This is a genomic window from Rhizobium sp. CIAT894 (genome assembly GCF_000172795.2).
Lineage (GTDB): Bacteria > Pseudomonadota > Alphaproteobacteria > Rhizobiales > Rhizobiaceae > Rhizobium.
The window spans coordinates 3,816,157-3,837,348 of the sequence record NZ_CP020947.1; the positions used below are offsets into that span (position 1 = coordinate 3,816,157).

Here is a 21,192-nt window from a genome sequence, read left to right on the forward strand (position 1 = left end):
GCGGCGCGCCTAGCTCTTTTGCGGTGTCTCCGGCACCGGCGTCAGCGCGGTCCCCTTTTCGAACCAGGCAATGAGATTGTCGGCGACGAGATCGGCCATGGCGTTGCGGGTCGGCACCGACGCGGAGGCAACGTGCGGCAGGAGCACCGCATTGGCAGGTTCCAGCAGGCCGGCCGGCACGGTCGGCTCGTCATAGAAAACGTCGAGGCCGGCTGCTCCGAGCGCGCCGGAGGCAAGGGCGGCACCGAGCGCCTCCTCATCCACCGTCCAGCCGCGACCGACATTGATGAGAATGCCGTCCGGGCCGAGTGCTGCCAGAATATCGGCATCGATCGTCTTATGCGTCTGCGGCGTCTTCGGAACGATGGCAATCAGCGTATCCACCGCTTCCGCCAGCCCCTTCAGCGTCGGATGATAATCATAGGGTGCATCGGCATGGCGCGACCGCGTGTGATAGCTGATCTTCACCTTGAAAGGCTCCAGCCGCTTGGCGATTTCAAGGCCGATGCGGCCGAGGCCGTAGAGCCCGATATGGCGGCCCTTGAGCGAGTAGCGCGACAGCGGATAGGCCGTGCCCGGCTTCCAGTTGCCGGCACGCAGCCAGGCCTCGGCCCGCGGCAATTCGCGGATCGTGTTCAGGAGCAGGCCGATCGCCGTATCGGCAACCTCGTCGTTCAACACGTCGGGCGTATTGGTGACGACGATACCTTTTTCGGCGGCGCGCTTCACATCCATACCGTCATAACCGACGCCGAAGCTGGCGATCACCTCGACGTCAGGCAGCTGATTCATCCAGGCGCCGGGAAAGGCACCGGAGACGGCGACGCCGCGGATGCGGCCGGCGGTCTCACCGTCGAGCGCAAGCCTCTCCGCGCGCGGGACGGCGATAATCTCGAAGCGATCCTTCAGCCTTTCGAGAACACGCTCGTGTATCTTCCCGGGAACGAGAATGGCGATGCGGGACATGGCTTTTCCTCTTGGGGCGCGGCGGCGCCTGGGTTCAGGCGCGGGGCCGATGGGGGCTGGTGGACTGGCGAATGCGCATTTCGGGTTTGATCAGATGCATACCGTCGGGCTCGTGGCTGCCGGCAAGGCGATCGAGCAGCGCCCGGGCGGCAAGGCGCCCGACCTCGGCCTGGCCGTTCCAGACGGTCGTCAGTGCCGGCGTGGCGATCGATGCCTCCTCGAGATCGTCATAACCGGTGACGGAAATGTCGCGTCCCGGCATCAGGCCGGCGCGCGAAATGCCGTTCATCAGCCCGATCGCCACGAGATCGTTCCAGCAAACGGCGGCCGTCGGCTTCTGCGGCAGCGACAGGAAATGCACGGCGGCCTCAAAGCCGCCCTGTTTCGAGCGCGGGCCGGGAATGCGCAGGTTCGGATCGACCTCGATGCCGGCCTTGCGCAACGCGTTGACATAACCCTGGTAGCGGTCGCGGCCGGTCGAGGTCTGGTCGGTGCCGCCGATCATCGCAATCGAGCGGTGGCCGAGGCCGATCAAGTGGTTGGTGGCAAGCGAGATGCCATAGCTGTCGTCGCCGCGATAGGTCGGCAGATCCTGCCCTTCCATCGAGCGGGCGACGAGGATCGCCGGCATGCCATTCTCTTCCGCCAGTTGCACGTCCTCCGGCGGCGTGCCGATCGCCGGCGACATGATGACGCCGTCGCCGCCGAGCTGCAGCAGCGTCTCGATGAAGGTGCGCTGTTTCTCGACATTGTCGTAGTGATTGGAAAGGATGAAGGTGTGGCGGCTGCGATCGAGCTCGCTTTCGATCGCCTTCAGGATCTCGCCGTAGAAGGGGTTCATGATGTCGTGCACGACGACGCCGATAATGCCGGAGCGCGAAGTGCGAAGGCTGGCGGCGCGGCGATTGTAGATATAGCCGAGCGCGCGCGCCTGTTCCTTGATCTTTTCCCTTGTATTGCCGGCGACGAGCGGGCTGTCGCGTAAGGCAAGCGATACGGTCGCCGTTGAAATGCCGAGCGTTTCGGCGATCGTCGAAAGCTTGATCTTCTGGACCACGTGTCCTCCTCCAGGCAGCACGCAAGACAGCAAGACCGCACCGGCAAACCGGCGCGGCCCCTTAAAATGTTTAATTAAAAGATTTAACCGGCGGAAGCAATTCGTCTTTCAGGGAAATTTCAGTCTTCATCCGGTTCCTCGATATGAAGGGCCTCGGCCTGCAGATTGCCGTCGATCGCCTTCAGCAGCCGGACGAGATTGCGGATTTCCTTGTCGGAGAATTCCAGCGTCGCCAGCCTGTCGCAGGCCGAGGCCGCCATTTCGATTGCCTGCACGCTGCCGCGGCCAAGTTCGGTGAGATAGACCTTGGTGAGGCGCGCATCCTCGGCATCGGGCTTGCGCTCGAGGAAACCCTGCGCCTCCATGCGGCCGATCGTGCGCGTCATCGTCGGCGCCTTGACGCCGAGCTTCTGGGCAAGGCCGCCGGCCGTCATGCCGTCGCTTTCGGCGAGCGAAAGAATGACGCCGTCCTGGCCGGCATAGAGGCCGCTTTCGAGCAGGTTGCGCGAAAGCACCGTACGCATGGAACGAGCCGCCTGGGTCAGCGCCGGAGAGAGGTCGACGAGCGTATACTCGGTCTGGTCCTTCTTCTTGGACTTGTTCTTTTTGCCGTCCTTGTGCTTCTTTCCCATAGCCATCCCTTTGATCTTTAAGCCCTGGCGCCGCTGCGATATGACATTGCCCAGGATCTCGTCATAAACAAGAGGCAACGACCGGATGATGACGCCTTCGCCCCGCTTCGAAGACAGCGACCCGGCCTCTGCTCCCGGCGCGCACCGCCCGATCGCCGTGCTGCCGCTCGGCGCCCATGAACAGCACGGCCCTCACCTGCCCTTCGAAACCGACACTCTCATTGTCGAAGGCATCGCCGGACGATTGAAGACGGCCTTATCAGCCGGCCTGCCGGTCACCTTTCTGCCCGCCGAATCCGTCGGCTATTCCATAGAGCACATGGATGTTGAAGGAACGAAGACGCTCGCTTTCGACGAAGCGGTCAGCCGCTGGCTCGGCATCGCCGAGCGGCTGGCGAGGCAAGATGTCCGTAAATTGGTGATGCTGAACGCCCATGGCGGCAATTCGCCCCTGATGACGATCGTCGCCACCGAGGCGCGGATCCGCTTTGCCATGCTGGCGGTGGCGACGAGCTGGACCCGCTTCGGCCTGCCCGATGGCTTGATCCCGCCGGAGGAAAAGGCGATCGGCATTCACGGCGGCGATATCGAGACCTCGGTGATGCTGGCGCTTCATCCGGATAAAGTCGATATGGCGAAGGCGGCGGATTTCCCGTCGCGACAAACGGAATTCACCACCCGCTTCAAGCACCTGCGCGCCTACGGGCCGCATGCCTTCGGCTGGAAGATGGCTGATCTCAATCCGCAAGGCGCGGCGGGCAACGCCGCGGCTGCGACGGCTGAAAAGGGCGAGGCGCTGATTGCGCATGCGGTGAATGGGCTGGTGGAACTGCTGAAGGATGTCGATGCCTTCGACGTCACGCAACTGCGATAAAAGGGTGATCTGCATCGGCCGGATGATGTGATCTTATAACATTATAAAACCCTTTGAACTGCCGCGCCCATGCCATTATATGAGACCAACCGTTTGAAGCAGCCGACTGAAGCCGCTCGGCTGCACGCCTAATCCTAGAGGTTCTCATGACCGACGCGATCTCCACCCAGAAGCCCATTCCCGTCACCGTGCTCACCGGTTATCTCGGCGCCGGCAAGACGACATTGCTCAACCGCATCCTTTCCGAAAATCACGGCAAGAAATATGCGGTCATCGTCAATGAGTTCGGCGAAATCGGCATCGACAACGACCTGATCGTCGAGTCGGACGAAGAAATCTACGAGATGAACAATGGCTGCGTCTGTTGCACGGTGCGCGGCGACCTGATCCGCGTCGTCGAAGGCCTGATGCGCCGTCCCGGCCGCTTCGACGGCATCATCGTCGAAACCACCGGCCTTGCCGATCCGGTGCCGGTCGCCCAGACCTTCTTCATGGACGACGACGTGCGCGCCAAGACCGAGCTCGACGCCGTCATCGCCTTGGTCGACGCAAAACACTTGCCGCTGCGCCTGAAGGACAGCCGCGAGGCCGAGGACCAGATCGCCTTCGCCGACGTCGTCGTCATCAACAAGAGCGACCTCGTCACCCCGGAAGAACTCGATGTCATCGACGACATCGTCCGCGCCATCAATCCGGCTGCGCGTGTCTACAAGACCAGCCGCTCCGGCGTCGACCTCGCCCGCGTGCTCGATCAGGGCGCCTTCAACCTGGAACGCGCACTGGAAAACGATCCGCATTTCCTCGAACACGGCCATGACGATCACGTCTGCGGCCCGGACTGCGATCACGACCACCACCATCATGATCACGATCATCACCATGATCACCACGGGCACGACCATCATCACCATGGCGCCCATCAACAGGGTGCGATGTCGGCGATCCACGATGTCACGGTGCAGTCTGTGTCGCTGCGCGGCGGCCAGATGAACCCGGAGCGTTTTTTCCCCTGGATCCAGAAGGTCACCCAGACACAGGGGCCGAATATTCTGCGTCTCAAAGGCATCATCGCCTTCAAGGACGATCCCGAGCGTTATGTCGTTCAAGGCGTCCACATGATCATTGAGGGCGATCACCAGCGGCCGTGGAAGGAAGGCGAAAAGCACGAAAGCCGTCTCGTCTTCATCGGTCGCGATCTCGACCGCGAGAAGCTCGAAGCCTCCTTCAAGGCCTGCGAGGCTGCTGCCTGATGCCGACAGTTGCACCGCTTGATCTCGACGGCCACGTTCTGGCCGTCGAATTTTTAGGTGATGTCCCCTTCTTCGCAAACGCAAACGGCACGTTTCATCGGCTGGATGGCGGCGAGAGGGTTTCAGAAGCCCATCAGGGCATGCTCACCGCCATCCGCGATCCCTACAGCGAGAGCCTGATCTCGGGCGGCGAGGACGGCAAGGTGCTGCGCATTTCCGCCGACGGCAGCGTCAGCGAGATCGCCACCACGCCGCGCAAATGGATCTCGCAGGTCGCAGCCGGCCCGCAGGGCGCTATCGCCTATTCCTATGGCAAGAGTTCGCTCGTGCGCCTTGCCGACGGCACCACCAAGGAATTTCCCGAGGAGCGCACCGTCGAAGGCCTTGCCTTCGCGCCGAAGGGGCTGCGCATCGCCGCTGCCCGTTACAACGGCGTGTCGCTGCACTGGGTCGGCATGAGCGCCAAGCCGGTCGATCTCGAATGGAAGGGAGCCCATACCGGCGTCACCTTCTCGCCCGATGGCAATTTCCTCGTCACCTCGATGCAGGAAAATGCGCTGCACGGCTGGAAACTCGACAGCAAGCCGGGCGCCGAAGCCCGCCATATGCGCATGACCGGCTATCCCGCCAAGGTGAAATCGCTCTCCTGGTCGGTCAAGGGCAAGTGGCTCGCCTCTTCGGGCGCGCCGGCGGCCATCGTCTGGCCGTTCCAGGGCAAGGACGGCCCGATGGGCAAGGCGCCGCTGGAACTCGGCACTCGCGCCAATATCATGGCGACGGCGGTGAAATTCCATCCGCTCGAGGACATCCTCGCCATCGGCTTCATCGACGGCATGATTCTGGCCGTGCGCATCGCCGACAGCAAGGAGGCGCTGCTGCGCCGCCCTGGCAAGGGCGCCGTCACGGCGATGAGCTGGAGCAAGGACGGCAAGCTGCTCGCCTTCGCTTCGGAAGCCGGCGATTGCGGCGTCATCGATATTTCCGCTTGAGCTGTAGTGTCGGCAATGGACGACGCTCCGACGGAAGCTGAGATCGTGACGCTTGCCGCCGCCCATATGCAGGCGGCGGCAAGAATCAGGCGTGTTGCGCTCTGGCAGCGGCTGCCCTGGCTGCCGGATCTGCATACGCCTGAAGAAGAAGAGCAGTACTGGCGCATGCATCTGCTGCCGAACCGCACCATGCTTGGCGCCGCCATGGGCAACCAGCTTGTCGGCGTCATCGCCTATGGCGACGACTGGATAGAGCAGCTCTATATTCTCCCCGACTTTCAAGGCCTGGGCATCGGCTCCCTGCTTCTCGGCTGCGCGATGGAGGAGATGGGCGAGATCAGGCTCTGGACATTCCAGCGCAATGCCGGCGCACGTGCTTTCTACGAGCGGCATGGCTTTACCGCCGGGGAAGAGACCGACGGCGCCGACAACGAGGAAAAGGAGCCTGACGTGCTCTATCATTGGCGCCGTCTTCCGGAACCGACGCTTGGCCCGCAACCGCCTGGCTAGACGATCAGGCCGCAAGACCCGGGAATATCGGGCTTGCCAAATGCCTTGGCCGGGCGAAACATGAAAATCCGCGCAGCGACTGCCTGGGCCGCGACTGACAGAGGAAACGTCAATGCCGAAATCGACCGGCCTCGGTTTGGCCGAGCAGCAGCCGCCGCCTTTGAGCGACACATCCGTCTGGGCGATGATCCGTGCCGAGGCGGCCGAACTTGCCGTGCGCGAACCGATATTGCAGCGGCTGCTGGCCGCAGAGGTAACGGACGCCACCGGCAATAAAGAAATCATCGCCCGTGTTCTGGCCGCGCGGCTTTCGGTGACGCAGGTCGAGGCGGGCAATCTGTTCGATCTCATCCTCTCCACGCTTGATGACGACATCATGCGCAAGGTCGAGGCCGATCTCGCCGCCGTGCGCGAGCGCGATCCGGCCTGCACGACGTTTCTGCACGCGCTTTTGAACCTCAAGGGCTTTCATGCGCTGCAGACGCATCGCATCGCCCATGCGCTCTGGAACGCCGGCCGTCCGGAGATCGCCAGCTGGCTCGCCAATCTCGCCTCGCTGGTCTTCGGCCCGGATATCCACCCCGCCGCCCGGATCGGCGCTTCCATCATGCTCGACCACGGCTCGGGCATCGTCATCGGCGAAACCGCTGTCATCGAGGATGAAGTCTCGATCCTGCAGAACGTCACGCTCGGCGGCACCGGCAAGGAAACCGGCGACCGCCACCCGAAGATCCGCCATGGCGTCATGATCGGCGCCGGCGCCAAGATCCTCGGCAATATCGAAATCGGCGCCTTCAGCAAAATCGCCGCCGGCAGCGTCGTGCTGAAGCCGGTTCCCGAGCACTGCACGGTCGCCGGCGTGCCGGCAACGCTCGTGCGCGTCCACCGCACCGAAGAAATCCCTGCAGAGACGATGGATCAGAATATCTAGCTAGATGTGAGCTTCTGATAGGTTGTTCATTACGTCGCCGATGCCGCCGGTCAGGTGATCGGCACATAGGGGACCTCCATTATTCGGTTGGACTGGTTATTTTCCGACGTCATCTTCTTTAGTTGAAGAATATGGCCCATTTCTTCGTTCTGTTTTTAAATTGGTAATTCTACTGAGCAGAGGCCGCGACGCTTAGGCGATTAAGGGCTTCCCTCAAATTCAACTTTCATATTCATGCCAGAATTGGGCGTCCTGAGTTGAATTGAGGACATCGGTCCGGCCGACGTGGAAAATTCCACGAGCAGTAATCTTTCCGACTTCCAAGATACTTTTGGCGATGATTCCACGATGCCGCCCTGCAAAGAGAAAGAAGCGCACCCTGCCGAAAAGATTGCGCGGTCCTCGTAGTCCACCTTGTCCAATTGCTCTTCGATCGGAAGAACCACGAGCGCAGCGTGGCAATACGGAGAAATCGCTCCGCCGCCGTACCAAGTTGCAAGGATGGCTTTGAATTCTCGGTCGGGAGATTGATATACCTTTACCGACTCGGGATCTTGGAGCTTGCCGTGGAACGTCCACGCAAGCCAAGTTGACGTGAGCAATCCGACAAATGCGAAAGCACAAAAAGTAACTCGAATTAACGCCCGCATTGACACTCTCTACAGCTTCCTCATCGCCTCGCTTGCCACTTCGACCAGCAGGAAAAAACATAACCACGGATCCGCCTCGAACCGGTCCTGACCTCCGCCGTTGCCGACATTCCGGGTCAGAGCGGAACATCTGCGTCATCCGCTCTCACGGCATTTCGTTCAAGCTTTAACGTCACGGCGAAGACGAAATTCTGAGTGCGCTCGGCACCAGTAAACAGCGACGTCTCTGGATGTTCTGCGGCTGATGCTTCCGCCGCCCCACCGCGAGGCGGCCAGCGGAGAGCGCTATGCTGTCGTCGACGTAAATTCCCACAGACCGATTCAGAGCCGATTGCTTGTCAGGATATCCAAGATTGTGTCCACCGGCAGAAGACTTTTGGTCAGCACATCGGAACGTGCCGCCATGCGCGCGTAAGAACTGATCGATGAGTCCGCCGAGACAGCCGTCGCGATGTGGTCGAACTCACCGTTGGCGAGATCCGAAGCTATGTCGTTTATTCTCAGTTGCTTGGTAGCGCGCGTACTTTCCGCGTAAGTTGCGGAGATTGTGTAGGCCATGAATGACTGAACGGCAAATGCCGCTCTGCCAACCTCTTTATTGAATTGATCGAACTCATTCTTGAGGTCATCGAAACTGAATGTGACATTGAGAGTATTCATCAGGAATTCTCGCGATCTTTCATTGTCTTGCGACAGATGTTGTATAGATGTACGAAAAACAAAACAAAGAACAGAGACGTTATGACATTGGCCATATAAAGATTAAAGAAGCCACTCTCTCTAGATCCTATAAGAAAGTCTATTGCGTAGCACTTCGAATTGTCGCATGGCGTCGTCAATCTATAATCTGAGACGTATATGACAACACAAGCCGCTATTAATACTACCGCCGCCACCGATGCGCTTTTTATATTCTTTTCAACTGGTACTTTGCTGAGTCTGTAAAAAATTCCCTCATCAGTCACCCTGGCGCGACGGGCCATCCACCAGGCGATTGGGAAGAAAAACAAAGCGATTACACTCTGCGCAACTAAGAAGATCAGCAGATAGTCAGGGGCTCGAAATCGGCGAAATAAGGCAACAGATGAAATAGTCGCCGCGACCATCAGAATCGCGAAAACGCTATCTAAGCTAATAATGCTTCGTCGAAGTAGAATTCGTCCTATCAAGAACAGGAAGATCAGAAAAAGGAGGATGGGGACGGGCCCGATCGGGGAAAGCGGGCTTGCAGGTACAAAATCACCGTTCACGCTCGGATCCTCCACCAATATGACGAAACGACGGAAAATACCAACCATCTCGATTTGATGCGGTGGCGCATTGCTTGTATCAAATTACCGCTCCTTCAGCGCTTCGCTCGCCACCTCGACGAGTGGCGAAAACACATAGGCCAGTATCCGCCTCGAACCGGTTCTGACCTCGGCCGTTGCCGACATTCCCGGCGAAAGCGAAACATCCGCGCCATCCGCCTGCACCGCATTTCGTTCAAGCTTTAGCGTCACCGCAAAGACCAGGTTCTGCGTCCGCTCGGCACCCGCAAACAGCGCAGTTTGCGGTGCGGCAGCCGTGTCTTCCTCACGGCGCTCAGCATCCGGCTCCGGGATGGCGTCGGTGGCAATCTTGACGATCGTCGCAGGAACCGTGCCGTACTGGGTGAACGGGAATGCATCCAGTTTCACCACCGCCGGCTGGCCGACATGGATGAAGCCGATATCGCGGTTGGGAACGTAGACCTCGAGCTCTAGCGTGGCTCCTGCCGGAACGACCCTCAGGACCTCCTCCCCGGCTGTCACCACCTGGCCATCGGTCGAGATCACGGAAGCCTGGACGACGCCGTCGATCGGGCTGCGCACGGTCATCTGCGCCAGCTCGGCGCGGCTCTTCGCAAGGCGCTGCTCAAGGTCTTCCGCCTGCCTTTCAGCATCACCGAGCTTTTCGGTCTGATCGCTGATGAATGCGCTGCGGGTCTTCTCTATCTCGGCGCCGAGGACGTCGATCCCCGCCACCGCGTCGGCAAATTCGCCCTTCTGGATCGCAAGCTGTGTCCGCTGCGTCTTCAACGTTTCGGTCGCGTCTATCACGCCGGCCATCGGTCCTGCATTCTCGCCGACGAGCGTGTTGCGCATTGCGACCCGCTGCTGGAGCGTGTCCACCAGCGACGCCTGCTCGTCGAGTGTATCCTGGAGGTGATCGCGTTCCCCTTCCTTCTGTCGCATCTGTGACCGCAGGGACGTCAGCGACGCGTCGAGCTGACCAAGTTCGCTCGAAAGGATGGCATCTTCTCGCCGCCGAAGCTTTTCCGGGACATCGGCCGCCCAGTCAATCCGGCCGCTGTGGCTCGTCTCCACCGTGGCGGCGGCGGCCAGAGCAGCGCGCCGGCGCGTGGCTTCCGCCCGAACCGACGAAAGCGCCGAATCCGCATCCTTTTCGTCAGCGACGGCTTCGGCGGAATCCAGCTGGAACAGCACATCGCCGCGATGCACTTCCGTACCGTTGGCTGGCGGGAGACCGACCACCTTGCCGCCGTAGAGCGGCTGGACGATCTTGACCCGGCCGACCGGTTGAATCTTGCCCTGCGCAGTCGCGATAATGTCGATCCGCCCGATATAGGCCCATGCGAGTGCGACCGCCGCGAGCAGACAGATGATCAGCAGCAGCACCATCCCGACCGGAGACGGAGGTGTTTCAAGCACCTCGAGCGCGGGCGCCAGGAAATCATTGTCGGATCTCGACCGCGATGTTGGGGGCGAAGCAGTGAAAGTGCGAACGGCCACAGTCATGCAGGAACCCTCGCATCATGTTGCAGCGCCCAAAGCCGCGCGAAAAGCCCATCCTTCTTCTGCAGAAGCTCGTCGTGCGTTCCCATCTCGATAATGCGGCCGTCTGCCATGCCGACAATCCGCTGACAGTTTCTGACGGCGGCAAGGCGGTGCGCGATGATGATGACGGTCCGGCCCTGGACGATGTGGCGCATATTTTCCTGGACGACGCGCTCGCTTTCGTAATCGAGCGCACTCGTCGCCTCATCGAAGATGAGAAGTGGCGGGTTGGTCGCAAGCGCCCTGGCAATCGCCATGCGCTGGCGCTGCCCACCCGACAGGTTCGCCCCCCGTTCCTCGATGACGGTGTCGTAGCCCTGCGGCAGTTTCGATATGAATTCGTCCGCGCCGGAAAGCCGCGCAACCGCCAGGACCTGGGCTCGCGGCAATGCAGGATTGGCCAGCGCTATGTTCTCGTGGATCGTCCGGTTGAACAGCAGGTTTTCCTGCAGAACAACGCCGATATGCCCGCGCAGCCACGCCGGGTCCATCTGCGAGATATCCATCCCGTCGAGCAGGACCTGGCCCTCACTGGCAAGATAGAGCCTCTGAATGAGCTTTGTCAGCGTCGATTTGCCGGAGCCCGAAGCACCGACGATGCCGACAACCTCGCCAGGGCGGATCTGCAGATTGATTCCCTTCAGGATATCCTGGCCGCCAGGGCGGTAACGGAAGCTGACATTCCTGAACTCGATCAGCCCCCTTGGAGCGGGAAGTGCCAGCCGTGTCGCCGGCGTCCGCTCCATCGGCGTATTCAAGATATCGCCGAGGCGGTCGATCGAAATCTGAACCTGCTGAAAATCCTGCCAGAGCTGCGAGAGCCGCAGCACAGGCGCCGTCGCCTGGCCGGCGATCATATTGAAGGCAACGAGCGAACCTACTGACAGCTCACCGTTGATAACGGCGCGCGCACCGAACAGCAACAGCAGCGCAGTCGTAAGCTTGCTGACGTATTGGATGACGTTCTGCCCGCCGGCGCCGAGAAGCGTCGTGTGGAACGCGGTTTTCACATAGGCCGCGAGCTTTTCTTCCCACTGCGCCTGCATGACCGGTTCCACCGCCGCCGACTTGACGGTCTGAATTCCTATGATCGCCTCGACGAGCAGTTGCTGGCTGACAGCGCCCCGATTGAACTTCTCCTTGACCATGTCGCGAAGCGGAGGGCGAACGAGAAGTCCCACCAGGACGTAGAGCGGGATCGATCCGAGGACGATCAGTGTCAGGCTCCACGAGTAGAACCAGAGAATGCAGAGGAAGACGACCGCGAATACCAGGTCGATCGCGGCAAAGAGCCCCTGGCCCGTCAAAAAATTTCGGATCGTTTCCAGTTCCCGGACACGGGCGACCGTCTGGCCTGCCGAGCGTGTTTCGAAATAGTCGAGCGGCAGGCGAAGCAGATGACGGAAAAGCCGCTGTCCGAGCTCGACGTCGATACGATTCGTCGTGTGCGACAACGCATAGGTTCGCAGATACTGCAAGACGACATCGAAGAGGCCGATGATGGCAATGCCGGCGACCAGTACGAACAAGGTGGAGTAGCCCTTGTGCGTGAGAACCTTGTCGACGACCACCTGAAAGAAGAGCGGCGTGACCAGGGCAAAAATCTGAACGAAGAGCAAGGCGACGAGGACATGGGCAAGTGGCTTGCGGTAGCGCCAGAGGGACGGCAGAAACCATTTCAGTCCGAAGGTCCTGGGATCTGTCCCTGCCCCGCCTAATTTCCGAGCCACGAGAAGCGCACGGGCACCCGTCTCGACAAGCAGCTCGACTGCCGACAATTCACGATCGGCGCGTGTGACGGGATCAATCACCCTATACCGGCCGGCCGGGGTCGGCCCGCCGAGAATGGCGAATGTGCCTCCCGGCATATGAACGATCGCCGGAACAGGCAGATTTCTGAGGCGCGCTTCGGTCAAACCGCAGACGGCCCTTGCCTTCAACCCGACTGCCGATGCCGCCCGCAGAAGATCCAGCTCGGAAGCAACGCCGCTGCCAATTGCAAGCTCATGATGAAGCTGGTTCGGATCGGCCGCAATCCGGTAGAAGGCTGCAATTCCGCACAAAGCACGCAGCCCGGAATCCACCGGTTGCGCTGCCGCATTTGCGATGCCAGGGTCGAGGCTACCCATAGAAAGTCCCATTGTATTGAATGTATAAATATTGCAATCCGGGTCGAACAAGACGCTTCAAAGTCCACAACCCAGGTTATATTTCATTGAGTTGCTTGATTATTAGAAGATATAGCTTCTGCGATCCTGTATATTTCACTCTGGCGGTAACGTGAAATTCTAGCATCAAACGGCGCTCGGGCCTCCGGCAGGTTCCACGCTCTAAACATGCGACGCAGTTTTCCAAAGAACGGAGACACACCTACGCACCGAGCGTCCTGCATAGGACCCACGCCATCGTTCAACGCCAGCAAGCAGGGCGCACGCCAAAAGCGCGCGCTAGCTCGCACAAGAATCTTGACTTAATTTGAGATTTTTTGAGGGGCTTTAATCACTGGCGGGGCTCGCTTCTTCTTGTAAAGGGCAGTTACCTTCGGCTTTAGCAAAGGCTCCTAAAACAACCGGCTTTGACTAATCCTGCCGTGCCCTACGCACGGAAGAACTGGTTACTCCGAGCCCCCGCTCGTCAACGCCAGTTGGTTATTTCATAACTTAGAGGTGGATAGCCAATTCTTGTGAGAAGGACTACCTATGATTTTGTTTTGGTTGCCCCACGCTTAATCGGAGAGAACTATCGGTCAAATCACGGCTCTGTGATATCGTGTGCATTTGGGCCCTGAGGCCATTTTGTCGCATCCCGCTCCCTACGCGCTGCGGCACCCGAAATAATCCGCGCCGCAACTATGAGAGGCCCGCCTGCCTCCATATCAAGCGGCGCGGATATTGCCGTCCGGGAGCAAGGATGTTCACGCCGGCGAGCCGATCGCTAAGCGCCGCGGCGAACCGGCGCGCTGGCCAGCATGCGTCCCGAAGGGACGATCATGCCGGCCGCGCCGTCAAGCCAGCCTTCCGTCAGTTCGAGCGCAAGAAAGCGCGAGCGTTCGAACGGGCCTGGCATGACAAGATGGCGAGCCTTCTCGGCAAAAAAGCCGAAACGCTCATAATAGGCGGCATCGCCGACCAGCAGGACGGCGCCATGCCCGCGCTTCTTCGCTTCGAGGATCGCCGCGCGCATCAGCGCCGAACCGATGCCCTTGCCACCGCAATGCGGCGCAACGGCGAGCGGCCCGAGCAGCAACGCATTGATCGGCGTGCCTTCGTCATTGACGCCGGCCTCGATGTTCCAGAGCCGCACCGAGCCGATGACGTGGCCGTCGCGATCGCGCGCGACCAGCGCAAGGCCCTCGGCCGGAACGCGGTTGCGGCGGATCTTCTCCGACGACTTCTTGCGGCGGCCCGGACCCATGACGCGGTCGAGCAGGTTTTCGCGGGCAACGACGTCCGAAGGATTTTCGGCGTCGATGGTGAAGGTGGTGGGCGCAAAGAATGCGCGGACAGAATCAAGAACAGCGGCCATCTTGGCCTCCCGTACCCAATACCGTTATCAGCGGCGATGAAGGAAATTGTGAAATTGCCGCCCCGGCTGGTTACGGGGCCGGCGGAAACGACCTTAGATGACGTAGGCCTTCAGCGGCTCGAAACCGTTGAACGCGACCGCCGAATAGGTCGTCGTATAGGCGCCGGTGCCTTCGATCAGGACCTCGTCGCCGATCGAAAGGGAGATCGGCAGCGGATAGAGGTTCTTCTCATAGAGCACGTCGGCCGAATCGCAGGTCGGGCCGGCGATCACGCAGGGCTCCATCTCGTCGCCGTCGTGCTCCGTGCGGATCGGATAGCGGATGGCTTCGTCCATCGTTTCGGCGAGACCGCCGAACTTGCCGATGTCGAGGAAGACCCAGCGCGCGTCGTCATTGTCCGACTTCTTCGAGATCAGCACGACCTCAGCCTTGATGACGCCGGCATTGCCGACCATGCCGCGGCCCGGCTCGATGATCGTCTGCGGGATCTGGTTGCCGAAATGCGTGCGCAGCGCCTGGTAGATCGACTTTCCGTAAGCTTCTGCGGACGGAACGTCGCGCAGGTACTTGGTCGGGAAGCCGCCGCCCATGTTGACCATCTGCAGGTGGATGCCCTGCTTGGCAAGCGATACGAAGACGCGCTTGGCATCGGCAAGAGCCGAATCCCAGGCATCGACCTTGGTCATCTGCGAACCGACGTGGAACGAGACGCCGTAGGACTGCAGACCGAGCTGATGAGCGTAGACGAGAACGTCGACGGCCATCTGCGGGACGCAGCCGAACTTGCGCGACAGCGGCCATTCGGCGCCTTCGCCATCGGTCAGCACCCTGCAGAAGACACGGGCGCCGGGAGCGGCACGCGAGATCTTCTCGACTTCCTCATGGCTGTCGACCGCAAAGAGGCTGACGCCGAGCGCATGCGCGCGGGCGACATCGCGTTCCTTCTTGATCGTGTTGCCGTAGGAGATGCGGGCGGCGGTCGCGCCGGCTTCGAGCGCCATTTCGATTTCGGCAACGGATGCGCAATCGAAATTGGAGCCGAGGCCTGCGAGCAGCTTCAGCACCTCAGGAGCCGGATTGGCCTTGACGGCATAGTAGATGGCGCTGTCCGGCATGGCGTGACGGAAGGCGTGGAAATTGTCGCGAACGACATCGAGGTCAACCACGAGGCAGGGACCGTCGGGACGTCGGGTTGCGAGAAAGTCGCGGATGCGCTGGGTGGTCATATCGTTCCCTCTTCCAATTCCAGAGCTCCGGCATGAACCGGAGGACAAAGGGCATACGAGAACTCGCATTGGAACCAGCCGGTGGAGACCCCGGAACCATAGCAAGCGCTCGATGCGCGGATAGTGAACCAACGCCGCGGACGCGGTGTAAGTTCGGCTTTGTCTGCCATGGATTGGAGGGAGAATCCCAACCGCACTTCCGGCAATGATGGTGTGCCTCTTCAGTAACCCCCGCTGATGGAAAGCAGGGAGAGAACAAAAAGGCCCGCACCGTCGTTGCTTCAGGCGTCCTCGCATTTTCCGGTTGGCCGGAATAGCGACTGGAGGGGTTAATTCCAGGTACCTTACCGATTTCCTCACCAATTCGAGGGTTCGGCGGACACCCATGGGCACGTGCGACTTTGGGCTGAGGTGGAAATAAGAATATTCGCCTTCACAATCAAGCGTTTTTTTGATCTTGGGGTCAAAAAAATAATTGAACAAAACAGGCCGATTTGTTCAACATTCACAAACAGCTTCGGGAAAAGTCATGGACACTTTGACACGCATACGCGCCTTCATCGATGTCGTCGAGGCCGAGGGCTTTTCCGCCGCGGCGCGGCGCACCGGCCGTTCGAAGGCGCTACTCTCCAAATATGTGCGCGAATTGGAGGATGAGCTCGGCGCCCTGCTGCTCAACCGCACGACCCGGCAGTTCTCGATGACCGAGGCCGGCCACACCTATTACCGCAGCGCCTCCGACATTCTCAAGGAAATCGACAACCTTGCCGACCTCGTGCGCGAGAACAATGCGCAGTTGAAGGGGCGGCTGCGCATTTCCGTGCCCCGCACCTTCGTCGACGCGGATGTCGGCCAGTCGCTGATCGATTTCGCCCGGGAGAACCCGGATCTTTCGCTGGAGATCGCCGCCGACGACCGCTTCGTCGACCTGATCGAGGAAGGCTTCGACGTGGCGATCCGCATTTCCAAGCTCGAAGATTCCGGCATGATCGCCCGCAAGATCTCCGATTTCCGCGTCCATCTCTGCGCCACCCCGGATTTTATCGAGCGCCATCCGGATCTTGCGCATCCGAGCGACATTTCCAATGTTCCCTTTATCGTCGACACCAATTCGCGCACCCAGGGCAGCATTCGCTTCTACAATCCTGATAACACCACCTTCGCCGTCGCCGTCTCCGGGCCGATAGAGGTCAACAGCCCGCATGCGACATTGCGCGCTGCCCTTGCCGGCATCGGCATCGCCCTCATCCCCGATTTTATCGCCCGTAAGCCGATCGAGAGCGGCGAATTGCTGACGCTGTTTAACGATTACATCCCGACCGACCGCGGTATCTACGCCGTCTACCCGCACCGGCGCTACCTGCCGGCCAAGGTGAGGATCTTCGTCGACTACCTGCACAACTGGTTCAAAAAACACCCCTGATAGCAGCCTTGTGCCGAGATGCGACATCCCGTCCCACGCCTGTCACCACGAAACACGGTCCCAATTCCGTCCCAATTTCTGGCAAGAAGTCGGGGTCACCGAACAGGGCAGCGGAATAAATGAGATATTCGACGATACTGATGGCCGCGCTCCTTTCGCTGGCGCCGGCCGCCGCCTTTGCCCATCCGCACATCTTCGTGGAGGCGCGTCTCGAGGTCGTGGCCGACAAGGACGGTAACGTCGAGGAATTGCGCAATGTCTGGCGCTTCGACGAGGTCTTCTCCTCCTCGGTCGTCATGGATTTCGACAAGAACACCGATCTCAAGCTGGAGCCGAACGAGCTCGCAGAAGTCGGGAAAACCGTGAAGCAATCGCTTGCCGAATACGATTACTACATGAACCTGACGATCAACGGGAAGAACATCACCGTCCAGAAGCCCGACATCATCCATGTCGACTACAAGGACGGCCAGTTGCTGATGTTCTTCGCGGTCAAACCGGCGGAGAAGATGCCGCTGAAAGGCAGGCTCACCTTCGGCGTCTACGACCCGTCGCTCTATACTTCGATCGATTTCCCGACAGACAACGAGTTGGCGACGGTCGGCGACGGCTTCAAGTCCTGCAAACATCAGGTGGTGCGGCCGGATGCGGACGAGGTGATCTCGCAGAACAAGCAGTCGCTGACGGACGCCTTCTTCAATGATCCCACCGGCACCAACATGTCCAAACTCTTCGCCACCCGGCTGGAGGTAACATGCTGACAAAAAGCCTGTCCCTCACCTTTTCCGCTGCGATCCTTGCGCTCCTGGCGGCGGCAAGCCTTGCCCATGCGCAATCGCCGCTCGGTATCGGCACGGCGGAGCCGAGCTTCCAGCCGACCGGCGGGCCGCTCGCACCGCTCTTGCTCTATGTGAACTATGAGCAGCAGGCTTTCTACCGGGCGCTGACAGGCGCGTTGAAGGCGATGCGTGAGGACCCGTGGCAACTGGCATCGCTGACCGGCCTCTCCTTCGCCTACGGCGTCTTCCATGCCGCAGGCCCCGGCCACGGCAAGGCGGTCATCTCCTCCTATATGATCGCCAACGAGATCGAGCTGAAGCGCGGTGTGGTGATTTCCTTCATCTCGGCCTTCGTCCAGGGCGTGGTGGCGGTGGCGCTGGTAGGCGGCGCCTGGCTGGTGCTGCGCGGCACCGGCATCACGCTGACGGCTGCGACCCATGCGATGGAGATCGCAAGCTTCGTCATGGTCATCCTCTTCGGTGGCTGGCTGCTGTTTCGCAAACTGCGCTCGATGGTGGGCAGCATCCCGCGCCGCCGGATGATGGCCACATCTGCCGGTCCGGTCAGCATGATGCTCGACTGGAAGGACAATGCCGCCGAACGCCAGACCTATGTTTTCAACGGCAAGGCACAGGCCGTCGAAGCCGGCCATACCTTCGTTCCCGGCATGGCCTGCGAAACCTGCGGCAATGCTCATGTGGCGGACCCCGCCCTGCTCGCCGGCGACAAGTTCAGCGCCCGCGAGGCCTGGTCGGCGATCGTTGCCGTCGGCCTTCGCCCCTGCTCCGGCGCTTTGCTTGTTATGACCTTCTCGCTGCTGAACGGGCTCTATCTCGGCGGCGTACTTTCGGTCGCCGCCATGTCGCTCGGCACGGCGATCACCGTTTCTCTGCTTGCCACCCTTGCCGTCACCGCCAAGAGTGCCGCCGTCCGCCTCTCCGGGCGCGGCTCGACCGCCTCGGTCTGGATCGGCAACGCCATCGAAATCCTCGGCGCTTTGCTCGTCATCCTGATGGGCGCCCTGCTGCTCGGGGCCTCGCTGCAAGGATAACTTATTTCCCCCTGCCGCGCTGGTAACGCGCCCGCAGCCAGAAAACCGCGAAAAATGCCATGATCAGGCAGACGCCGACGACGATCGCCAGCGTCGGCGAGAAATTGCCGATCCACAGCACGATGGTCGGCAGAAAATAAAGGACGAGGCCGGCGCCGAGCAGGATGATGGCGGCGGCGGTGGCCTGCGAGCGACTTTCGGGGCTCATGCGAGCCTTTCCTTTTCGAGATCGGCGCGGATATCCTGCAGGCGGCGGATCTGATTGCCGGCGGCGTCGAAATTCTCCGGTAAAAGCCAGGCCTCGAAGGCCTCGTTGATCAGCGGCCATTCACTATCGATCATCGAGAACCAGGCGGTATCGCGGTTGCGGTGCTTGGAAATCATGTGCTGGCGGAAGACGCCTTCGAAGCTGAAGCCGTAACGGGCGGCCGTCGTCTTGCTCGCCTCGTTCTTATTGTCGCATTTCCATTCGTAGCGGCGGTAGCCGAGATCCTCAAAAACGTGCTTGGCCATCAGATAATGCGCCTCGGTGGAAAGCGGCGAACGCTTCATCTCGGGCCCGTGCGCCACCCCGCCGATCTCGACCACGCCGTTTGCCGGATCGGCACGCATATAGTTCGCCATGCCGACAATCTTGCCGGTGGCATTGTCGCGGAAGAGATGGGTGAGCCAGCCGGACTTGGTGTAGACGGTTTCGAGCCAGTTGGCGAAATCCTCGATACCGGAAAAATCGTCCTGCGCGAAATAGAGAAGCAGCGGGTTGATGCCCATGCCGCCAAGTCCGTCCCACAGGGCCTCGAGATGCTCGGCGCGCCGATAGGGTTCGACGGTGACGAAACGGCCCTTCAGCGTGACCGGCTTCGGCGCCGGGCAGCCTTTGAAATTTGCAAGATCGCGCATGTTCACTCCCCTGATCCAGGAGTGGAGTGGATAGGCCAGCCGCCCGACAAAGGCAACCGGCCTGGATGTCACTGTGACAAGGTAACCTTGGCGGAGGATACCGTCGCCTCGATATGGTCGACCAGCTGGTCGGCAAGACCGAGCCTGCCGGCAAGCAGATCGAGATAACCGCGCTCGGCGCGCGAATCCGGCTCGATGGTCAGCCGCGAGGCAGTGTAGAGCTCGACGCGCTGTTCTTCGGTCGTGGCCGCAGCAACGAGTGCGTCGATGTCGGTCGGCGAAGCGAGCTCGCGCTCGATGAAGGCGGCAGCCTCGCCGCTGACATCGGCCGCCTTGATCTTGTCCATGATGAGGGCGCGTTCGGCATCGTCGATATGGCCATCGGCCTTGGCGGCGGCGAACATCGCGCGGATCAGCACCAGCACGAATTCATTGCTGCCGGCAGGCGACGCCGGCCCGAAACCGGATTCGGCAGGCGGCGGCAGGAGAACCGGATTGTTGGCCGAGGGTGCATCCGAAGGCGCTGCGGGCGCCTGCCCTGCCTGGTAATTCTTGTAGGCCTGGTAACCAAGGCCGGCAATAGCGGCAAGACCGCCGATCGCCAGTGCATTGCCGGCAATGCCGCGGCCTGTCTTGGTGCCGAGAAGCGCGGCTGCGATCGCACCTGTCGCCAGCGGGTTGTTTTTTGCCGTCTGAACGGCCTCGCCCGCCCTGTCGCGGACCGAACCGCCGAGACCCGGTACTTGCGAACCCAAGAACTGGTCGAGAAGCTTCTTTGCGTCGAACATTCCTCGTCATCTCCCTGTTTGAAGCTGGAGAGGTACATAGGTTTGCGACTGGTGAAATACAAATAGGGGGCTCGCCGAGAAGCAAGCCCCGAAAGACGAACTCAGGCCTTCAGCGCGGCGGCCTCAGCCGCAAGCCTGGTGATACCAGCCCAGTCGCCGGCTGCGACCAGTTCCTTCGGCGCCACCCAGGAGCCGCCGACGCAGATGACGTTCGGCAGCGAGAGATAATCATTGGCGTTCTTCAGCGAAATGCCGCCGGTCGGGCAAAACAGCGTGCCGGCGAGCGGCGAAGAGAGCGCCTTCAGCAGGGCCGCACCACCGGCCTGTTCCGCCGGGAAGAATTTCAGCACCTGATAGCCTTCTTCGCGCAACGCCATGACTTCGCTGGCGGTCGCAGCGCCGGGAAGCAGCGGCACGTCGGAGTCGGCGGCGGCATCGAGCAGTTCCTGTGTCGTGCCCGGGCTGACGATAAATTTCGAGCCGGCCTCGACGGCGGCTTCCCAATGGGCGGCGTTCAGGATCGTGCCGGCGCCGACTTCGGCGCCCTCGACCTCGGCGGCCACCGCACGCACGGCATCGAGTGCCGCAGGCGTGCGCATGGTGATCTCGATCGCCTTCAGGCCGCCGGCAACGAGCGCGCGCGCCAGCGAGACGGCCGACTTCGCATCGTCGACGATCAAGACCGGAACGACAGGCTGGAGTTTCAGGATGGAAAGGAGCTTCTCTGTTTTCTCGCCCATGGTCTCACGACTTCCTTGAAACGATTGAATTCGCATCCCGAATAGCGCCCCGGCGGGACCTTGTCGAGATAAAACCGGGT

Annotated in this window: 22 protein-coding genes; 8 read left to right on the plus strand and 14 right to left on the minus strand. The window is 60.8% G+C overall.

Annotated features, from left to right (window positions below; translation table 11 throughout):
* Window positions 1–9: 9 nt before the first annotated feature.
* From RHEC894_RS18765 to RHEC894_RS18775, 3 genes are all read right to left on the minus strand, one after another.
* The gene (locus tag RHEC894_RS18765) at window positions 10–966 is read right to left on the minus strand and encodes a 2-hydroxyacid dehydrogenase (RefSeq protein ID WP_085738402.1); all 957 of its coding nucleotides are present in this window, start codon (window positions 964–966) and stop codon (window positions 10–12) included.
* Window positions 967–1,000: 34 nt separating this feature from the next.
* The gene (locus tag RHEC894_RS18770) at window positions 1,001–2,023 is read right to left on the minus strand and encodes a LacI family DNA-binding transcriptional regulator (protein ID WP_085738403.1); all 1,023 of its coding nucleotides are present in this window, start codon (window positions 2,021–2,023) and stop codon (window positions 1,001–1,003) included.
* Window positions 2,024–2,142: 119 nt separating this feature from the next.
* A complete protein-coding gene (locus RHEC894_RS18775; RefSeq protein ID WP_085739052.1) occupies window positions 2,143–2,655 on the minus strand; it encodes a MarR family transcriptional regulator in 513 nt (170 codons plus the stop codon).
* 85 nt (window positions 2,656–2,740) lie between these two features.
* Between RHEC894_RS18775 and RHEC894_RS18780 the strand changes: the two genes are divergently transcribed.
* The 5 genes from RHEC894_RS18780 to cysE all read left to right on the plus strand — a co-directional run bounded on the left by RHEC894_RS18780 (window position 2,741) and on the right by cysE (window position 7,209).
* Window positions 2,741–3,529, plus strand: a complete 789-nt coding sequence (locus RHEC894_RS18780) for a creatininase family protein (RefSeq protein WP_085738404.1) — start codon at window positions 2,741–2,743, stop codon at window positions 3,527–3,529.
* Window positions 3,530–3,675: 146 nt separating this feature from the next.
* Window positions 3,676–4,779, plus strand: a complete 1,104-nt coding sequence (locus RHEC894_RS18785) for a GTP-binding protein (protein WP_085738405.1) — start codon at window positions 3,676–3,678, stop codon at window positions 4,777–4,779.
* A complete protein-coding gene (locus RHEC894_RS18790) occupies window positions 4,779–5,768 on the plus strand; it encodes a WD40 repeat domain-containing protein (RefSeq protein ID WP_085738406.1) in 990 nt (329 codons plus the stop codon). The genes RHEC894_RS18785 and RHEC894_RS18790 overlap by 1 nt, the downstream gene beginning before the upstream one ends.
* 15 nt (window positions 5,769–5,783) lie before the next feature.
* Window positions 5,784–6,278: a GNAT family N-acetyltransferase gene (locus RHEC894_RS18795; RefSeq protein WP_085738407.1), complete on the plus strand. Its 495-nt coding sequence runs from the start codon at window positions 5,784–5,786 to the stop codon at window positions 6,276–6,278.
* A 112-nt stretch (window positions 6,279–6,390) separates the two neighbouring features.
* The gene (cysE, locus tag RHEC894_RS18800) at window positions 6,391–7,209 is read left to right on the plus strand and encodes a serine O-acetyltransferase (RefSeq protein ID WP_085738408.1); all 819 of its coding nucleotides are present in this window, start codon (window positions 6,391–6,393) and stop codon (window positions 7,207–7,209) included.
* 200 nt (window positions 7,210–7,409) lie between these two features.
* On the opposite strand, the gene RHEC894_RS18805 is transcribed toward cysE, so the two are convergent.
* The 7 genes from RHEC894_RS18805 to odc2 form a co-directional block, all read right to left on the minus strand.
* Window positions 7,410–7,859 carry a hypothetical protein gene (locus RHEC894_RS18805; protein ID WP_085738409.1) on the minus strand — a complete coding sequence of 150 codons (450 nt, stop codon included), beginning with the start codon at window positions 7,857–7,859 and terminating at the stop codon, window positions 7,410–7,412.
* 321 nt (window positions 7,860–8,180) lie between these two features.
* Complete coding sequence (locus RHEC894_RS18810) at window positions 8,181–8,519, minus strand: hypothetical protein (protein WP_010065231.1); 339 nt, start codon at window positions 8,517–8,519, stop codon at window positions 8,181–8,183.
* Window positions 8,519–9,109, minus strand: a complete 591-nt coding sequence (locus RHEC894_RS18815; protein ID WP_125460981.1) for a hypothetical protein — start codon at window positions 9,107–9,109, stop codon at window positions 8,519–8,521. The genes RHEC894_RS18810 and RHEC894_RS18815 overlap by 1 nt, the downstream gene beginning before the upstream one ends.
* Window positions 9,110–9,193: 84 nt before the next feature.
* Window positions 9,194–10,639, minus strand: coding sequence for an HlyD family type I secretion periplasmic adaptor subunit (locus tag RHEC894_RS18820; protein WP_085738411.1), 1,446 nt, complete (start codon window positions 10,637–10,639; stop codon window positions 9,194–9,196).
* The gene (locus RHEC894_RS18825; protein WP_085738412.1) at window positions 10,636–12,807 is read right to left on the minus strand and encodes a type I secretion system permease/ATPase; all 2,172 of its coding nucleotides are present in this window, start codon (window positions 12,805–12,807) and stop codon (window positions 10,636–10,638) included. The genes RHEC894_RS18820 and RHEC894_RS18825 overlap by 4 nt, the downstream gene beginning before the upstream one ends.
* Window positions 12,808–13,612: 805 nt before the next feature.
* Entirely contained in the window at window positions 13,613–14,203 is a 591-nt protein-coding gene (locus RHEC894_RS18830) for an N-acetyltransferase (protein WP_085738413.1), read from the minus strand.
* 93 nt (window positions 14,204–14,296) lie between these two features.
* The gene (gene odc2 / locus RHEC894_RS18835) at window positions 14,297–15,430 is read right to left on the minus strand and encodes an ornithine/lysine decarboxylase (protein ID WP_016737287.1); all 1,134 of its coding nucleotides are present in this window, start codon (window positions 15,428–15,430) and stop codon (window positions 14,297–14,299) included.
* 529 nt (window positions 15,431–15,959) lie between these two features.
* Between odc2 and RHEC894_RS18840 the strand changes: the two genes are divergently transcribed.
* The 3 genes from RHEC894_RS18840 to RHEC894_RS18850 all read left to right on the plus strand — a co-directional run bounded on the left by RHEC894_RS18840 (window position 15,960) and on the right by RHEC894_RS18850 (window position 18,684).
* Window positions 15,960–16,853, plus strand: a complete 894-nt coding sequence (locus RHEC894_RS18840) for a LysR family transcriptional regulator (protein ID WP_085738414.1) — start codon at window positions 15,960–15,962, stop codon at window positions 16,851–16,853.
* Between the two features lie 119 nt (window positions 16,854–16,972).
* On the plus strand, window positions 16,973–17,614 hold the full coding sequence (locus tag RHEC894_RS18845; protein WP_085738415.1) for a DUF1007 family protein: 642 nt from the start codon (window positions 16,973–16,975) through the stop codon (window positions 17,612–17,614).
* Window positions 17,608–18,684, plus strand: a complete 1,077-nt coding sequence (locus RHEC894_RS18850; RefSeq protein WP_085738416.1) for a nickel/cobalt transporter — start codon at window positions 17,608–17,610, stop codon at window positions 18,682–18,684. The genes RHEC894_RS18845 and RHEC894_RS18850 overlap by 7 nt, the downstream gene beginning before the upstream one ends.
* Before the next feature lies 1 nt (window position 18,685).
* On the opposite strand, the gene RHEC894_RS18855 is transcribed toward RHEC894_RS18850, so the two are convergent.
* The 4 genes from RHEC894_RS18855 to RHEC894_RS18870 all read right to left on the minus strand — a co-directional run bounded on the left by RHEC894_RS18855 (window position 18,686) and on the right by RHEC894_RS18870 (window position 21,112).
* Complete coding sequence (locus RHEC894_RS18855; RefSeq protein ID WP_010069628.1) at window positions 18,686–18,892, minus strand: hypothetical protein; 207 nt, start codon at window positions 18,890–18,892, stop codon at window positions 18,686–18,688.
* The gene (locus RHEC894_RS18860) at window positions 18,889–19,584 is read right to left on the minus strand and encodes a GNAT family protein (RefSeq protein ID WP_085738417.1); all 696 of its coding nucleotides are present in this window, start codon (window positions 19,582–19,584) and stop codon (window positions 18,889–18,891) included. The genes RHEC894_RS18855 and RHEC894_RS18860 overlap by 4 nt, the downstream gene beginning before the upstream one ends.
* Window positions 19,585–19,652: 68 nt before the next feature.
* Window positions 19,653–20,372 (minus strand): tellurite resistance TerB family protein, encoded by a 720-nt coding sequence (locus RHEC894_RS18865; protein WP_010069626.1) that lies wholly within the window; start codon window positions 20,370–20,372, stop codon window positions 19,653–19,655.
* 101 nt (window positions 20,373–20,473) lie between these two features.
* The gene (locus RHEC894_RS18870) at window positions 20,474–21,112 is read right to left on the minus strand and encodes a 2-dehydro-3-deoxy-phosphogluconate aldolase (RefSeq protein ID WP_010069625.1); all 639 of its coding nucleotides are present in this window, start codon (window positions 21,110–21,112) and stop codon (window positions 20,474–20,476) included.
* Window positions 21,113–21,192: the final 80 nt, after the last annotated feature.

What these genes read in the sequence shown, in the direction of transcription:
- RHEC894_RS18765 (WP_085738402.1), bottom strand. Translation starts at nt 966, where the DNA reads ATGTCCCGCATCGCCATTCTCGTTCCCGGGAAGATACACGAGCGTGTT.
- RHEC894_RS18775 (WP_085739052.1), bottom strand. Translation starts at nt 2,655, where the DNA reads ATGGGAAAGAAGCACAAGGACGGCAAAAAGAACAAGTCCAAGAAGAAG.
- RHEC894_RS18780 (WP_085738404.1), top strand. Translation starts at nt 2,741, where the DNA reads ATGATGACGCCTTCGCCCCGCTTCGAAGACAGCGACCCGGCCTCTGCT.
- RHEC894_RS18785 (WP_085738405.1), top strand. Translation starts at nt 3,676, where the DNA reads ATGACCGACGCGATCTCCACCCAGAAGCCCATTCCCGTCACCGTGCTC.
- RHEC894_RS18790 (WP_085738406.1), top strand. Translation starts at nt 4,779, where the DNA reads ATGCCGACAGTTGCACCGCTTGATCTCGACGGCCACGTTCTGGCCGTC.
- RHEC894_RS18795 (WP_085738407.1), top strand. Translation starts at nt 5,784, where the DNA reads ATGGACGACGCTCCGACGGAAGCTGAGATCGTGACGCTTGCCGCCGCC.
- cysE (WP_085738408.1), top strand. Translation starts at nt 6,391, where the DNA reads ATGCCGAAATCGACCGGCCTCGGTTTGGCCGAGCAGCAGCCGCCGCCT.
- RHEC894_RS18805 (WP_085738409.1), bottom strand. Translation starts at nt 7,859, where the DNA reads ATGCGGGCGTTAATTCGAGTTACTTTTTGTGCTTTCGCATTTGTCGGA.
- RHEC894_RS18810 (WP_010065231.1), bottom strand. Translation starts at nt 8,519, where the DNA reads ATGAATACTCTCAATGTCACATTCAGTTTCGATGACCTCAAGAATGAG.
- RHEC894_RS18820 (WP_085738411.1), bottom strand. Translation starts at nt 10,639, where the DNA reads ATGACTGTGGCCGTTCGCACTTTCACTGCTTCGCCCCCAACATCGCGG.
- RHEC894_RS18825 (WP_085738412.1), bottom strand. Translation starts at nt 12,807, where the DNA reads ATGGGTAGCCTCGACCCTGGCATCGCAAATGCGGCAGCGCAACCGGTG.
- RHEC894_RS18830 (WP_085738413.1), bottom strand. Translation starts at nt 14,203, where the DNA reads ATGGCCGCTGTTCTTGATTCTGTCCGCGCATTCTTTGCGCCCACCACC.
- odc2 (WP_016737287.1), bottom strand. Translation starts at nt 15,430, where the DNA reads ATGACCACCCAGCGCATCCGCGACTTTCTCGCAACCCGACGTCCCGAC.
- RHEC894_RS18840 (WP_085738414.1), top strand. Translation starts at nt 15,960, where the DNA reads ATGGACACTTTGACACGCATACGCGCCTTCATCGATGTCGTCGAGGCC.
- RHEC894_RS18845 (WP_085738415.1), top strand. Translation starts at nt 16,973, where the DNA reads ATGAGATATTCGACGATACTGATGGCCGCGCTCCTTTCGCTGGCGCCG.
- RHEC894_RS18850 (WP_085738416.1), top strand. Translation starts at nt 17,608, where the DNA reads ATGCTGACAAAAAGCCTGTCCCTCACCTTTTCCGCTGCGATCCTTGCG.
- RHEC894_RS18855 (WP_010069628.1), bottom strand. Translation starts at nt 18,892, where the DNA reads ATGAGCCCCGAAAGTCGCTCGCAGGCCACCGCCGCCGCCATCATCCTG.
- RHEC894_RS18860 (WP_085738417.1), bottom strand. Translation starts at nt 19,584, where the DNA reads ATGCGCGATCTTGCAAATTTCAAAGGCTGCCCGGCGCCGAAGCCGGTC.
- RHEC894_RS18865 (WP_010069626.1), bottom strand. Translation starts at nt 20,372, where the DNA reads ATGTTCGACGCAAAGAAGCTTCTCGACCAGTTCTTGGGTTCGCAAGTA.
- RHEC894_RS18870 (WP_010069625.1), bottom strand. Translation starts at nt 21,112, where the DNA reads ATGGGCGAGAAAACAGAGAAGCTCCTTTCCATCCTGAAACTCCAGCCT.